Raw genomic sequence first — 13,507 nt, forward strand, 5'->3', positions numbered from 1 at the left:
CGGAATGGCATCAGGGCAGGATGGAGATGATTTCCCGAGAGACGCTGCACGCGCAGCTGCGCGCGCTGGGCGTGCGCGAAGGCGGCGTGCTGCTCGTCCATATGAGCTATCGCGCCGTCCGTCCGGTCGAGGGCGGTCCAGAGGGGTTGGTCGAAGCGCTCACCGAGGTGCTGGGGCCGGAGGGCACGCTCGCCATGCCCTCGGCGACCGGCGATGACGACGCGCCCTTCGATCCGGCGGCCACGCCCAATCGCGACGATCTGGGCGTCGTCGCCGACCTGTTCTGGCGCATGCCCGGCGTGCTGCGCAGCGCGCATTTCGACGCGGTCTCGGCACGCGGACCCCAGGCCGAGTGGATCGCCGGGGGCCCGTTCGTGCTGCCGCCCGCCGCGCCGGGCAGCGCGATCGACCGGATTCGCCAGGCCGGCGGGCAGGTGCTGCTGCTCGGGGTGGGGCATCACGCCAATACGATGCTGCACCTGGCCGAGCTCGTCGGCGGCGCGCCCTATCGCAGCGACTTCCACTATATCGATGCCAGTGGCGCCGAAGTGCATTACGGCGAGAATGACAGCTGCTGCGAGAAATTCGAGCTGGCCAATGCCTGGCTGAAGGCGGAGGGCCTGCTGCGCGAGGGCAGGGTCGGCCATGCCGAGGCACGGCTGATGGATGCCGAGGATCTGGTGCGGATCGCAGCGGCGAAGGTGCGGGCCGATCCGCTGCTATTCCTCCACGGCGCCGAGGACGGCTGCGAGGAGTGCGACGAGGCGCGCGCGAGCGTCTAGCCGGTCACGATCTCCAGGATCGTGTCCCCGGCCTGCAGCGCGTGCGCTTCGGGCGCCTTGTGGCCAAGCGCCACTCCGCTGCGATAGATGCGGACGCCCAGGCCGGTCGCGATCGCCGACAGCGGTTTGCCGACCTCTTCCGGCCGCACCTTGCGCTCGGCAAGCTCGACCGTGCCGTGGATCGAGGCGAGGTCGGTCAGATAGTCGGCAAGGTGGCGGCCCTGGCACGAACTGGCCAGGAGCAGCCCGGCGAAGCTCACCGGGTTCACCACCGTGGTCGCGCCCGCCGCCCGCGCCGGCAGCTCATTGTCCTCGTTGCGCACGATCACGCTGATCGGCACGGCTTGCGCCAGGTGCCGCGCCGTGAGCGTAATCAGGATCGAGGTATCGTCGCGCCCGGCGCAGACGATCATCGATTCGGCGCTCGCGATGTGCACGTCCTGGAGCACCTGGTCGCGCGTCGCATCCGCCTGCAGGACGATACAGCCGCGCTCCTCGGCACGGGCGATATTGGCTTCGCTCTGGTCGATCACGACGATGTTGCCCGGATTGCGGCCCCGCGCGATCAGCTCGTCCACGGTTTCCGAACCGGTGGTGCCGTATCCCGCCACGATGATGTGCCCCGAAAGGGTCCGCTGGATCACTGCCATACGCCATTTTTCCCAGGTGCGCTTGAGCACGAAATTATAGGCGGTGCCGAGGAAGAGCAGCACCACGAAGATGCGGATCGGCGTGACGACGAACGCGTCGAACATCCGCGCCGAATTGCTCACCGGCACGATGTCGCCATAGCCGGTCGTGGTTATCGAGATCGACGTGAAGTAGAGGATGTCGAGGAAGCTGACATGCCCGTCGGCCGAATCCTTCAGCCCGTCGCGTTCGATCCAGTGAACGCCCACCGCCAGCGCGAGCAGGGCCAGCACCGCCAGCACCCGCCATCCGATCGAGGCCCAGACGGGCAAGCTCGACTTGCGCTTCAGCGTGGAAGGCGGCCTGAGCGCCATCAGCGCGCGGGCAGCCTCGGCAGCGGATCGACGGGGCTGCGGCCCTGGCGGATCTCGAAATGGAGTTCCGGGCGGTCCGCAAAGCCCGAATTGCCGGATAGCGCGATCATCTGGCCCTTCTTCACTGCCTGGCCGCGCTGCACGAGCAGCTGGCCGGCATGACCATATACCGTCGTCCAGCCATCGCCATGGCGAAGGATCACCAGGCCGCCCAGCGCCGGGATGTCCGATCCGACATAGGCGACCACGCCATCCGCCGCGGCGAGCACCGGCGTGTCGAGCGGCGCGGCGATCTTGATGCCGTCATTGCGTTCCCCGCTCGCGCCGGGGCCGAAGCGCCGGATCACGGTGCCCTTGAGCGGCCATTGGAAACCGCCGGCGAGCCGGGCCGGCGCCGCCACCGGGGTGGTGGGCGACAGCACGCGGGCCGAAGAGGCGGTCGGCTGGGCCGGCTTGGCCTTCTCGGCGATGGCGGGCTGGCCGCCGGTGACGATATCGTCGACGCCCAGGTCGAGATGGAAACGCGCCGCGCGCTGCTCGATCGTCTCGGGGCGGCCCGAAGGCGACGCCGTGTCGGGGATCAGCAGCCGCTGGCCCGTGCGCAGGATGTACGGCTCCTCCAGGTCGTTGACTGCGATGATCCGCGACCAGTCGACCCCATAGGCGATGGCGATGGCGATGCCGGTCTCGCCGTCGCGGACCAGGTGATAGCGGCCACCCGGGATCGTCAGCTTCTGGCCGACGCGGATCACGAAGGGCGAGGGGATGTTGTTGGCACGGGCGATCGCTTCCGATCCGGCCCCGGTCTTCATCGAGATCGAACGCAGCGAATCGCCCGGCTGGACGGTGTAGCTGGTGCCTGCCACGACCCGCGAATCCGCCTGTACCTTGCGCGCCTGCCAGGCGGGCGGCGGGGCAGGGAGGCGGCGGACGTCCTGTTCGTTGCCGAGCGCGGGGCGTTCCCAGCCATCCTGTTGCGACTGGGGCTGCGAGTGGCGGTCCTGGCGGGGCGCGGGCCGGTCATAGCCGGAGTCGCGATAGCCGCCGCCGGTCTGCGGAATGCAGGCGGCCAGCATCAGTAGCGCCAGCGGCGCCATCGGCCTTGCCCCCATCATCCCGACCCCCAAATTAACCATATCCGGTCGTACCATATCGCGCATTTCCGCGCACGTCAGGTACGTCTGAATGCGGAGGTGCTCAGTTTGCCGGTCCCAGCCGGTTCAGGCCGTTGAGATAGGGCTTCAGCGCCTCGGGGATCGCCACCGATCCGTCTTCCTGCTGGTAGTTCTCCAGCACGGCGACGAGCGTACGCCCCACCGCCAGGCCCGAACCGTTGAGCGTGTGGACGAAGCGGGTCGCCTTCTCGCCCGCCGGGCGGCAGCGCGCATTCATCCGGCGCGCCTGGAAATCGCCGCAGGTCGAGCAGGACGAGATCTCGCGATAGCGGCCCTGGCCGGGCAGCCACACCTCCAGATCATAGGTGCGCGCGGCGGTGAAGCCCATGTCGCCGGTGCACAGCTTCATGCGGCGGAAGGGCAGGCCCAGCGCCGTGAGGAGGCCCTCGGCGCACCGGGTCATGCGCTCATGCTCGGCTTCGCTCTGTTCGGGCGTGGTGATCGAGACCATCTCGACCTTCTCGAACTGGTGCTGGCGGATGAAGCCGCGCGTGTCGCGGCCCGCGGCGCCGGCTTCGGAGCGGAAGCAGGCGGTGAGCGCGGTGAAGCGCAGCGGCAGCTCCTCCTCGGCCAGGATCTGCTCGCGGACGATGTTGGTGAGGCTCACCTCGGCGGTGGGGATCAGCCAGCGGCCGTCGGTGGTCCGGAACAGGTCCTCGGCGAATTTGGGCAGCTGGCCGGTGCCGAACACCGCCTCGTCGCGCACCAGCAGCGGCGGGATGGTCTGCTCATAGCCCTGGGCCTCCAGCGTATCGAGCATGAACTGGCCGAGCGCGCGGTGCAGCTTGGCGGCGGCGCCGCGCACCAGCGTGAAGCGCGCGCCCGAGAGCATCGCGCCCGTTTCGAAATCGAGCCCGAGCGCCGGGCCGATCGCGTCGTGCTCCCTGGCCGGGAAGGCGAGGACGGTCGGCGCGCCGACGGTTGCCATCAGGGCGTTGTCATCCTCGTCGGCGCCCTTGGGAACGTCGTCATACGGGAGGTTGGGCAGGCTCGCGAGCCGGGCCTCCAGCGCCTCGCCGGCTTCCTTCTCCTCGGCCTCCAGCGCGGGCAGGCGCTCCTTGAGGCCGGCCACTTCGGCCATCAGTGCCGCCGCGGTGGCTTCGTCCTTCGTCGCCTTGGCCGCGCCGATCGCCTTCGAGGCTTCGTTGCGGCGCGCCAGGCCGGCCTGGAGCTCGGTGATCAGGGCGCGGCGCTTCTCGTCCAGGGCGACGAGCTCGGCCGCCTGCGGTTCCAGCCCCCGCTTCGCCAAACCGGCGTCGAAGGCAGCGGGATTCTCTCGGATGGCGCGGATATCGTGCATGGCCGGGCGTATGACCGGGCTCCCGCCCGCGCGCAACCCTGGCGCGCGTGGCAGCGTTCAGTGTGGCAGGATCAACGAAGGAGACAGGATATGCGGGTTCCCCGTGATGCGATCGTTCTGGTTGCCGATGGTCGCAAGCTGCTGATGCTGCGCAACGAAGGCGACGCGCTGCGCCCGAACCTGCAATTGGAGCGCAAGGAGGAACAGGAGAACCCGGCCAATGGCGAGCAGGCGAGCGATGCGCCCGGCCGTTCCTTCCAGAGCGTCGGCGCGCGGCGCAGCGCCTATGAGGAGACCGATTTCCACCAGCTGGAGGAGGATCGCTTCGCGGCCGACGCCGCGGCCCTGCTCAAGGCGCGGGCGCTGCGCAACGAATTCGAATCGCTGATCATCGTCGCCCCGCCGCGCACGCTGGGAGCGCTGCGCAAACATTATCACAAGGAAGTGAGCGATCGCCTGACGGCCGAGATCGCCAAGGACCTGACCCGCCACACCGTCCCGCAGATCGAGGAAGCGCTGATCAACGCCGAATAGGGCGGCTCAGCCTTCCGGCTGCGCGTCCGGCGCCTTCTTCTTCAGGAAGCGCTTGCGGGCGACCAGCGCCGCCGCGGCGCCGCCGAACAGCAGGATCATCGGTGGGGCCGGCACCGGCGCCGGTCCGCCCGAGCTGCTGCCGCCGCAGTCGCGCCGGCAGCCGCCATGGCTGCTCGATCCGTGCCCGCCGTTCGAGCTCCAGCCGCTCGAATTGCTCCAATGGCCGCTCGACGAGGACGATGTCGAAGACGAGTTGGACGAACTGGTCGAGGAGCTGTTGGACGACGAGGTGCTCGAGCTCGTCGAAGTGGAGGACGAGACGTCGCCGCTCGACGACGAGGTCGATGTCGAACTGATCTGGCCGCTCGATGTGGAGGTGGACGAGCCGCCGGTAGACGTGGAAGTCGACGAACCGCCGGTCGAGGTGGAGGTCGAGCCGCCCGATGAGGAGGAGTTGGACGACGAGATCTCGATGTTGATGCCGCTGGATCCGCTCGAGCTGCCGGAGCTGGTCGACCCGCCGAAGAAGCCGCCCGCGAAGAAGCCGCCCATGAAGCCGCCGCCGCCCGAGCCGCCGATCACGCCCGAGGAGGAGGAGCCGCTGCTGCTCGACGAAACCACCGGCATCTCGCCATAGGGCGGAGGCACCGGGATCGGCGCGCCCTGCGCAGTGACGACGACGACCTGGGGCTGGCCCTGGGTAGTGGTGGTGACCGTGCGCTTGACGACTCGCTTCACCGGACGCGCCACGGTGCGCTTCACGACGCGCTTCTTCGTGACGGTGACGTGTTTCACCACGCGCGGCTGATGGATGCGTTCGGTGACGTAGACGCCACCGCCGCCGATCACCGCGCCCCCGCAAGTGCAGGCGCACAGTTTAGCCAAGGCCATGCGAACCGACATTGTTCCCACTCTTCCCGTTGCTGGCGTGTCGCTCCCCGCGGGACCGTCAGCAGCTTCACACTCGTCAATGCGCGAAAAGTGCAAAACAAATTGTTAAGTGCAATGCCGTTAAGACGGCTTAACCATATTTGCGCGTATTTTTCGCGCCCCGGATTTCTGTTGGCGTGGTTAATGTTCTACTTCGGCACGAAGCGAGTGTTTCGTGGCCGCCGGTTCATGAACATTCCCGGTTAATTTCCGATGGATCGGGCCGCGGTTCACCCGCTGCTAATTTCCCTCCATTTACGGGGTATTACGCCTGTGGATTAAAATGACGGCGCGCTTGTTAACGCCGCCGCGCGTAAGTATAGGGCCGCGCAGGGCAAACGGTCTCCGTATGGCTCGGGCCTTACTGAGGACCGTAGTGGAGAGTGGGGATGGCTACTGTTTTGGATCGCTTCGACGAACCGGGTAAACGCGTTCCTCCCGCCGCAAATGACGGCGACGACGGCTATCGGCCGAGCAACGACGAACCCTTCATGAACCCGCGCCAGCTGGAATATTTCCGCAACAAGCTGAACGCGTGGAAGGACGACATCTACCGCGAGGCCGCGGGGACGCTCAACCAGCTGCAGACCGACTCGCTGCGCGAGGCCGATCTCACCGATCGCGCGTCGAGCGAGACCGACTGGTCGATCGAGCTGCGCACGCGCGATCGCCAGCGCAAGCTGATCTCCAAGATCGACGCGGCCTTGCGCCGGATCGAGGACGGCGAATATGGCTATTGCGAGGTGACCGGCGAGCCGATCAGCCTCGGCCGGCTGGAAGCGCGGCCGATCGCGACGATGACCGTCGAGGCGCAGGAACGCCACGAGCGCAACGAGAAGGTATCGCGGGACGAATGACAGGGGGCTGAGGGCCTCCTTTTTTGTGCCTCCTCCGTTCGGCGGCGGAGGCACATTTTCGGCCTTCGTTTACGGTTTCGACGCCTTCGTTTACGGTTTCGACAAGGTTTGCTGCTCTATTCTGCGCGCGTAACTCCTTGCGTTTCGAGCGACATGATGGACCAGTTTCCCTTCGACCCTCTCACTGCGCTCTCGGCGGACGATTTCGCCGCCAGCCAGCGCAACGGTTCGCGCGACAGCCTGATGCTGGCCGCGCAGTTCCGCGTGGCGGGGCGCCCGGACGAGCAGGTGCGCGTGCGCAATCTTTCGCAGGGCGGGCTGATGGCCGAATATACGCAGCCGATCGAACGGGGCTCGCCGGTGGAAGTGGAGGTGCGCGGCGTGGGCTGGGTCAGCGGCCGCATCGCCTGGGCGACCGATGGCCGCGTCGGCATTGCCTTCGACACGCCGATCGACCCGCTGCTCGCCCGCAAGCCGGTGGGCGGGGGCACGCAGACGCCGACTTTCGTGAAGCCGATCTTCACGCGCCGCTGACGTCTTTCCGAGCCGGATATCCATCGGCTCGAATCTTTTCGGAACCAGGTTTCGGAGATTTCGCGCAGTCGGGGTGCGGCTTGGGCCACACCCCTTTTGCGCGGCGCTTCTAGCGCGCCATTTCTTCCTTGATGCGAAGCTTCTGCTTCTTCAGGGAAGCCAGGACCATCTGGTCGGGGCGGGGCCGTTGCGATTCGGCGGCGATTCGCTGGTCGAGCACCGAGTGCTTGGCCGAAAGTGCCGAGAAATGCGCGTTCTGCATCGAAGCAGTCTCCTTCTTCGGGTGGCCGGAACCCGCGACTAGATCACTTTTCCACAGCTTTGTCGCGGGGGAAACGCGGCTAACCGGCGGCTAATCGACAGCATGCGGAAATAGCGCGATGATCCGTTGCGGAGCCTCTCGGGCTGGTGCAGGGAGATCCCGCTACGGGGGCTTTCGCGATGGACGAGAAAGAGATTGTGCGACGGCTCGAAGCGGTGCGGACCGAGCATCGCGACCTGGATGCGGCGATCGACGCGCTGCTCGCGACGGGCACCTCCGACCAGCTCCAGATCGCGCGCCTTAAGAAGCGCAAGCTCATGCTGCGCGACGAGATCGTGCAGCTCGAGGACCAGTTGATCCCCGATATTATCGCCTGATCCGGATCGGGACGAAATCACTGCGAAATTAAGCATTTCGTTACCATGCGGGCTGTGGCAGCGTTGTTTTCATGGGCAAACAGGGCACGACGACGATCCATCGCAAGCTGATCGACACGCTCTATGTCGAGGCGATGCTGCTGGCCGACGAGGCGCGCGCCTATTTCGACGAACTGGGCCGTGACGAGCGCGAAGCGCTGGAGGCCTTGAATCGAGTCGCCTTCTCCTGCGAGTCGCTCAAGGTGACGACGCGGCTGATGCACATCATCGCCTGGCTGCTCACCCAGCGCGCGGTCGATGCCGGCGAACTGACGCCGCACGACGCGCTTGCCTCCTCGCGCCGGCTTGGCGACGCGCCCGAAACCGAGGAGGCGCTGCTCGACGCAATGCCGCCCCAGGCGGTGGCGATCATCAACACCAGCATCGACCTGTATCGCCGCGTGGCACGGCTCGACGAGTCGCTGGGGGAGGCGTCGGTGATCGAAAGCCCCGCGCGCTCGATGATGGACCGGCTGGCCGCCGCTTTCTGATCCTCGGCACGCCGGCCTGGGCCGGGCAGCGCCCGCTCAGCCGCAGAGCGCCGCCCTGGCCGCGGCATATTCCCGCTGCATCCGTTCGATCTTCGCCGTGGCAGGCTCGATCGCATGTACTGCGCCGATGCCCTGGCCCGATCCCCAGATATCCTTCCAGGCCTTTGCCCCGCCGAAGTTCATCGCGCTGGGATCGCTTTCCGGAAGATTGTCCGGATCGAGCCCGGCATTGACGATCGACGCCTTCAGATAGTTGCCGTGCACGCCGGTGAAGAGGTTCGAATAGACGATATCGTCCGCGGTCCCTTCGACGATGCCCTGCTTGTAGGCGGGCGCGGCATTGGCCTCGTCGGTGGCGATGAACGGCGAGCCGATATAGGCGAGGTCGGCGCCCATCGCCTGGGCGGCCAGCACCGAGCGGCCATTGGCGATCGCGCCCGAGAGCACCACCGGCCCATCGAACCATTCGCGCACTTCCTGGACGAGCGCGAAGGGGCTGAGGCGCCCGGCATGGCCGCCGGCGCCGGCCGCGACGAGGATCAGCCCATCCGCGCCCTTCTCGATCGCCTTGTGGGCGAAGCGATCGTCGATCACGTCGTGCAGCGTGATGCCGCCCCAGCCATGCACGGCGTCGTTGAGCTCGGGCCGTGCGCCGAGGGACGTGATCACGATCGGCGCCTTCCACTTGGCACAGGCGGCCACGTCATGCTCCAGGCGCGGATTGGAGCGATGGACGATCTGGTTGACCGCGAAGGGCGCCGCCGGCGTGTCCGGATGATCGCGGTCCCAGGCAGCCAGTTCCTCGGTGATCTGGTGGAGCCATTCGTCGAGCCTGGTGTCCGGCCGGGCGTTGAGCGCCGGAAAGGAGCCGACGATCCCCGCCTTGCACTGGGCGATGACCAGGTCGGGCACCGAGATGATGAACAGCGGCGATCCGATGACGGGAAGGCGCAGGCGATCGAAGAGCGGGGGCAGAGCCATGGACCAGTTTTGTAGCGAAACCGGAATGGCCGTCCAGCCCGATGCCGGCGACGCTACGGCATGCATGGTTGCACGCGGCGCAATCATTCCGGTGACAGGGCCGACTCGGCCGTACCCCTATTGAAGCGAGCGGCGCGATTCCCCATTGTCGTTCCGCGCAACGGCCCCGGGGAGCCCCATATGGTCACCAACGAGATGTACGTCATCGTTCGCAAGGCGATCGAGGCCGCAACCCTGCAGAGCGGCAAGCTCTATGAGGAAGGGCAGGAGAGCCATTACCAGGCGCTCGCCGCGGTGATGGCCTTGCGCAAGGCAGGCTATGAGGTGACGCGTCGCCTCGACAATTAGTCGAACGGCCGCTGCCAGATCACGAAGGTATCGATGCCGGCCGATCGAATCGCGGTGGCATAGGCATCGTGGCGAAAGCCCGGCAGTGCGGCGATCCGCTCGACCATCGCACCTTCGCCCCGCGCGCCCAGCGGCAGGGTGAAGGCGACATCCTCGTCCGGCCCGTAGAACAGCCACCAGGCGCCGCGCCCGTCGGGGCCGGTATCGCTGGTCTCGATCGCGACTGCCGCGAGCGCCTCGAGCGTCACGGCCTGGCGATCGCCTTCGGGAGCGCGCACCCAGAGGCGATCGGCCTCCACGCCCGTCTGCCACAGGCCCTCGGGCTCCATTTCGGGCGCAGCGGCAGGGGCCGGTAGCGCGATCGGTGCCGGCATCGGAGCCTGTGCCCTGGCGCGGCGCTTCAACCAGTCGAACAAACCCATCACGACCCCCGACCCGACTCGAAAGAGGCCCGGGCTAGAACGGCAATATGACGATTGTCCAAGCGGCAGGCGGCGGATCAGTCGACCCGTTTCAGTCCTGCGGCATATTCGCGCTGCTTGGCGGCGTAGAGCGCGGCGCTGGCCTTGAGCAGCGCCTTCTGCATGTCGTCGAGCGGCCGGATCGCCTTGGCCGGCGAGCCGACGATCAGATGGCCGGCGGGGAACGTCTTGCCCTCGGTCACCAGCGCCCCCGCGCCGACCAGGCAATCCTCGCCGATCACCGCGCGGTTCAGGATCGTCGCGCCCATGCCGATCAGCGTGCGGTCGCCGATCGTGCAGCCGTGCAGGATGGCGTGATGGCCCACGGTCACGTCCTCGCCGACGGTGCAGGGCGCGCCCGGATCGGAATGGAGCATCGCCCCGTCCTGGATGTTCGAGCGGGCGCCCACCAGGATCGGCGTGTTGTCCGCGCGGATGACCGCGCCGAACCATATCGAGGCGAGCGCGGCCAGGCGCACATCGCCGATCAGGTCGGCGCTTGGCGCGATCCAGGCATCCTCGGCGAGTTGGGGGCGATGCCCCGCGAATTCGTAGAGCGGCATGCCGCTCAGGATAGCGGCGCTTCGAAGCCCGGGGGAAGGGGGATATTGGCGCCCAGCGCGAGCGCCAGCGCCACCGCGCCGAGCAATACCGCCAGCGTGGAGGAGAGCGAGAACAACCCCCAGCCGACCATGGTGACCATCTGCGAATCGGCGCGCTGCGCGCGTTTGTTGCGCTGCATCGACTGGATCACGAACATTGCCAGCATCGCATATGCGAAGACGATAAACTCGGTCATCAACCCACCCGGAAAACCCCTGCGCGCGAACCTACGGGAGGAGGGTTAACGCTTCAATGCCCCGCGCCTCCGGTTTATCGCAGTGCAGCAATGTTCCGTCGTCGCCGAAACGATCAGGGATGGGCCGGCGCCGGAGCGCTCGCCGTCTTGCAGCTGCACGCGCAGGCGCAGGGCACCGGGGCGCAACGGCAGGGCCGGGGCATTGCGCAACCGCAGATCTGCGCCGCGGGCTTGGCCTCTTCCTTCTTCTTCGGCTTCTCGGGCAGATCGGGCAGGGCAGGCAGCGGCAACAGGTCGCGGGTATTGGCGCCGGCATAGACGCCATGCTGGCTCGCGCCGCAGGCGGGGCAGCCATGATCCTGTTCGTCAGGATCGTGATCGCCCCCGCCGAAGCGGAAGCCGCCCGGTGCCTTCTTCAGCACCTTCTTCGCCGCCTCGCACACCGCTATCGCATGATTGCCGAGCGTCGACACGGTCTGGCCCATCGCCACCTGCTCGGTGGCATAGAAATGGACAAGCATCGCGTCGCGGTGCGCATCCACCGGCTCCTTCACCGCCGGATAGCTCAGCATCTGCTGCATGTCCGCCAGCTGGGATTCCATTGCGCAGATCTGGCCGCCCCAATTGTTGAAGGCGGCGAACAGTTCATAGTCCGGCCAGGTCGCCGGCGCGTGCGGGCGCATCTGTTCGACGAAGTTGACCGGCCCGGCGATGTCCTCGCGCAGCAGGCGGAGGAGAACCCGCAGCGTCACCAGGTCGCGCTGCGGCTGGCGCAGGCGCTGCGCGAATATGTCGGTGACCGTGGCCGTGTGCTTCCACACCTGCTTGCAGAGCATGCGGGTGAATTCCTCGTCGCGCTTCCTCGGCTTGGCGAGCAGCGCGGCCTTGAGCGACGCGAGCACGCCGATGACGATCAGCAGCGCGATCAGCACGCCGCCCACCAGGATCCAGGCCGGCCAGTAGATCGCCTCCGCGCTGATCGGCCGGACAGCCATGGCATGCGCCGCGCCCGCTGCCAGATTGCCGATCGAAGCCAGAATGATCGCCACGCTATTCCCCCTGAGTCGCGCGCGATATGGTTAACAGAAACCGACGGGCCGCACAGTCATGACTCGCCCGTTTCGAAACGGAGATGTTTCAATCCCTGAGAAAATCTCCGCCCGTCAGAGCGTGACGCCGCGCTTCCAGATCGCGATTTCGCGTTCGCCATTGCGCTCGGCGGCGGTTTCCCTGCCCGATGCGATCGCGACGATCGTCTCCAGCAGCGCGCCGGCGGCCGCATCCATGCCCAGTTCGAGCACCTGGCCGGCGTCGAAATCGATCCAGCCGGGCTTGCGCGCGGCCAGGTCGCTGTTCGAGGCGATCTTGATCGTCGGCACCGGGAAGCCGAGCGGGGTGCCGCGCCCGGTGGTGAACAGGATCGCCGTCGCGCCCGCCGCCGCCAGCGCGGTGGAAGATACGGCGTCGTTGCCGGGCGCTTCGAGCAGCGTGAGGCCGTGGTGCCGCACGCGCCCGCCATAGGGGATCACGTCGGTGACGATCGCATGCCCGGCCTTCTGCACCGCGCCGAGCGACTTCTCCTCGAGCGTGGTGATGCCGCCGGCGATGTTGCCGGGAGAAGGGTTCTCGGAGACCGGCTCGCCATGCCGGGTGAAATAGGCCTTGAAGTCGTTGACCAGGGCCACGATCGCTTCGAACACCGCTTCGTCGCGGGCGCGCGCCATCAGCAGCTGCTCGGCGCCGAATATCTCGGGAATCTCGGTGAGGATCGCGGTGCCGCCCGCCCCGGTGACTGCGTCGGCCATGCGCCCGACCAGCGGATTGGCGGTGAGCCCCGAAAAGCCGTCCGAACCGCCGCATTTCACGCCGAGCACCAGCTCGGAGAGAGGGGCAGGGGTTCGTTCGGCGGCCGCGGCGGCCACCAGCTCGGCAACCAGCGCCACGCCTTCCTCGACTTCGTCCTCCGCCATCTGCGCGCCCAGGGTGCGCAGATTGGGGTGGTCGATCCCTTCCAGCATGCCCTTGATCTGGTTGTTCTCGCAGCCGAGCCCGACGATCAGCACGCCGCCCGCATTGGGATGGCTGGCCAGGGCGGCGAGGATCGCCCGAGTGCCTTGCAGGTCGTCGCCCAGCTGCGAGCAGCCGAACGGATGGGGGAAGGCGTGGATGCCGTCGATCTTGCCCGCATGCCGCGCCGCGGCGCGTTCGGCGATCTTCTGTGCGGTACGCGCGACGCAGCCGACGGTGGGGATCACCCAGACCTCGTTGCGGGTGCCCACCCGGCCGTTGGCGCGGCGATAGCCGAGGAACGCCGGCCCCTCGACCCGGGCATCGTCGTGCGCGGCCGGCGCAAAGGCATAGTCGCCGCTGCCGCCGAGCGCAGTGGCGACATTATGGGTGTGGACATGTTCGCCCGGCGCGATCGCGCGGGTGGCCATGCCGATCGGAAAACCGAATTTGAGCACGGGGTCGCCCGCCGCGATCGGCTTCACGGCGACCTTGTGCCCCTTCGCCACCGGCCCGGCGAGCGTGACGCCCAGCGCTTCCTCCCCGGCGGCCATGTCGCGTAGCGCCGTGGCGGTGCTGTCCTCGGGGGCGATACGGAACAGGGCTGGAGTCATATGCCCGACATA

General features: G+C 67.4%; 19 protein-coding genes. 9 read left to right on the forward strand and 10 right to left on the reverse strand.

The annotated features are described in order from the left end of the window. Positions 1-26: 26 nt before the first annotated feature. Positions 27-782, forward strand: coding sequence for an AAC(3) family N-acetyltransferase (locus FHR20_RS05410; RefSeq protein ID WP_243857128.1), 756 nt, complete (start codon positions 27-29; stop codon positions 780-782). Here the strand turns inward: FHR20_RS05410 and FHR20_RS05415 are convergent. The 3 genes from FHR20_RS05415 to serS all read right to left on the reverse strand — a co-directional run bounded on the left by FHR20_RS05415 (position 779) and on the right by serS (position 4,261). Then, positions 779-1,786, reverse strand: a complete 1,008-nt coding sequence (locus FHR20_RS05415) for a potassium channel family protein (protein ID WP_167298556.1) — start codon at positions 1,784-1,786, stop codon at positions 779-781. The two genes, FHR20_RS05410 and FHR20_RS05415, sit on opposite strands and share 4 nt — an antisense overlap. Further along, on the reverse strand, positions 1,786-2,898 hold the full coding sequence (locus FHR20_RS05420; protein ID WP_167299385.1) for a M23 family metallopeptidase: 1,113 nt from the start codon (positions 2,896-2,898) through the stop codon (positions 1,786-1,788). Before FHR20_RS05420 ends, FHR20_RS05415 begins: the two co-directional genes overlap by 1 nt. A gap of 85 nt (positions 2,899-2,983) precedes the next feature. Further along, the gene (gene serS, locus FHR20_RS05425) at positions 2,984-4,261 is read right to left on the reverse strand and encodes a serine--tRNA ligase (RefSeq protein ID WP_167298557.1); all 1,278 of its coding nucleotides are present in this window, start codon (positions 4,259-4,261) and stop codon (positions 2,984-2,986) included. Positions 4,262-4,351: 90 nt separating this feature from the next. Here serS and FHR20_RS05430 point away from each other — a divergent pair, with 90 nt between their 5' ends. The 5 genes from FHR20_RS05430 (at position 4,352) to FHR20_RS05445 (ending at position 7,116) form a co-directional block, all read left to right on the forward strand. Next, positions 4,352-4,795, forward strand: a complete 444-nt coding sequence (locus FHR20_RS05430) for a host attachment family protein (RefSeq protein ID WP_167298558.1) — start codon at positions 4,352-4,354, stop codon at positions 4,793-4,795. A gap of 52 nt (positions 4,796-4,847) precedes the next feature. After that, positions 4,848-5,432 carry a hypothetical protein gene (locus tag FHR20_RS22670; RefSeq protein WP_208413412.1) on the forward strand — a complete coding sequence of 195 codons (585 nt, stop codon included), beginning with the start codon at positions 4,848-4,850 and terminating at the stop codon, positions 5,430-5,432. A gap of 33 nt (positions 5,433-5,465) precedes the next feature. Continuing rightward, on the forward strand, positions 5,466-5,603 hold the full coding sequence (locus tag FHR20_RS22675; protein WP_179188339.1) for a hypothetical protein: 138 nt from the start codon (positions 5,466-5,468) through the stop codon (positions 5,601-5,603). Between the two features lie 511 nt (positions 5,604-6,114). After that, complete coding sequence (gene dksA, locus FHR20_RS05440; protein ID WP_086130855.1) at positions 6,115-6,582, forward strand: RNA polymerase-binding protein DksA; 468 nt, start codon at positions 6,115-6,117, stop codon at positions 6,580-6,582. Positions 6,583-6,738: 156 nt separating this feature from the next. Next, positions 6,739-7,116, forward strand: coding sequence for a PilZ domain-containing protein (locus tag FHR20_RS05445; protein WP_167298560.1), 378 nt, complete (start codon positions 6,739-6,741; stop codon positions 7,114-7,116). A gap of 109 nt (positions 7,117-7,225) precedes the next feature. Here FHR20_RS05445 and FHR20_RS05450 read toward each other — a convergent pair whose 3' ends face one another. After that, a complete protein-coding gene (locus tag FHR20_RS05450; RefSeq protein WP_078103281.1) occupies positions 7,226-7,378 on the reverse strand; it encodes a YdcH family protein in 153 nt (50 codons plus the stop codon). A gap of 179 nt (positions 7,379-7,557) precedes the next feature. Here FHR20_RS05450 and FHR20_RS05455 point away from each other — a divergent pair, with 179 nt between their 5' ends. Together FHR20_RS05455 and FHR20_RS05460 are read left to right on the forward strand one after the other, a co-directional pair. After that, a complete protein-coding gene (locus tag FHR20_RS05455; RefSeq protein ID WP_137862129.1) occupies positions 7,558-7,755 on the forward strand; it encodes a YdcH family protein in 198 nt (65 codons plus the stop codon). 71 nt (positions 7,756-7,826) lie between these two features. Then, the gene (locus FHR20_RS05460) at positions 7,827-8,285 is read left to right on the forward strand and encodes a DUF1465 family protein (RefSeq protein WP_167298561.1); all 459 of its coding nucleotides are present in this window, start codon (positions 7,827-7,829) and stop codon (positions 8,283-8,285) included. Positions 8,286-8,321: 36 nt separating this feature from the next. Here FHR20_RS05460 and FHR20_RS05465 read toward each other — a convergent pair whose 3' ends face one another. Beyond that, positions 8,322-9,266, reverse strand: a complete 945-nt coding sequence (locus tag FHR20_RS05465) for an NAD(P)H-dependent flavin oxidoreductase (RefSeq protein ID WP_167298562.1) — start codon at positions 9,264-9,266, stop codon at positions 8,322-8,324. A 180-nt stretch (positions 9,267-9,446) separates the two neighbouring features. Here FHR20_RS05465 and FHR20_RS05470 point away from each other — a divergent pair, with 180 nt between their 5' ends. Further along, entirely contained in the window at positions 9,447-9,614 is a 168-nt protein-coding gene (locus tag FHR20_RS05470; RefSeq protein ID WP_167298563.1) for a hypothetical protein, read from the forward strand. Here the strand turns inward: FHR20_RS05470 and FHR20_RS05475 are convergent. The 5 genes from FHR20_RS05475 to FHR20_RS05495 form a co-directional block, all read right to left on the reverse strand. Beyond that, positions 9,611-10,036 (reverse strand): hypothetical protein, encoded by a 426-nt coding sequence (locus tag FHR20_RS05475; RefSeq protein ID WP_167298564.1) that lies wholly within the window; start codon positions 10,034-10,036, stop codon positions 9,611-9,613. The genes FHR20_RS05470 and FHR20_RS05475 overlap by 4 nt on opposite strands. A gap of 77 nt (positions 10,037-10,113) precedes the next feature. Continuing rightward, positions 10,114-10,638 (reverse strand): gamma carbonic anhydrase family protein, encoded by a 525-nt coding sequence (locus tag FHR20_RS05480; RefSeq protein WP_086130850.1) that lies wholly within the window; start codon positions 10,636-10,638, stop codon positions 10,114-10,116. A gap of 5 nt (positions 10,639-10,643) precedes the next feature. After that, the gene (locus FHR20_RS05485) at positions 10,644-10,874 is read right to left on the reverse strand and encodes a hypothetical protein (protein WP_167298565.1); all 231 of its coding nucleotides are present in this window, start codon (positions 10,872-10,874) and stop codon (positions 10,644-10,646) included. Positions 10,875-10,987: 113 nt separating this feature from the next. Further along, positions 10,988-11,923 (reverse strand): hypothetical protein, encoded by a 936-nt coding sequence (locus FHR20_RS05490; RefSeq protein WP_167298566.1) that lies wholly within the window; start codon positions 11,921-11,923, stop codon positions 10,988-10,990. A 114-nt stretch (positions 11,924-12,037) separates the two neighbouring features. Further along, positions 12,038-13,495 (reverse strand): UxaA family hydrolase, encoded by a 1,458-nt coding sequence (locus FHR20_RS05495; protein WP_167298567.1) that lies wholly within the window; start codon positions 13,493-13,495, stop codon positions 12,038-12,040. Between the last annotated feature and the right edge of the window lie 12 nt (positions 13,496-13,507).

The sequence above is a fragment of the Sphingomonas leidyi genome, assembly GCF_011761945.1.
GTDB lineage: Bacteria > Pseudomonadota > Alphaproteobacteria > Sphingomonadales > Sphingomonadaceae > Sphingomonas > Sphingomonas leidyi.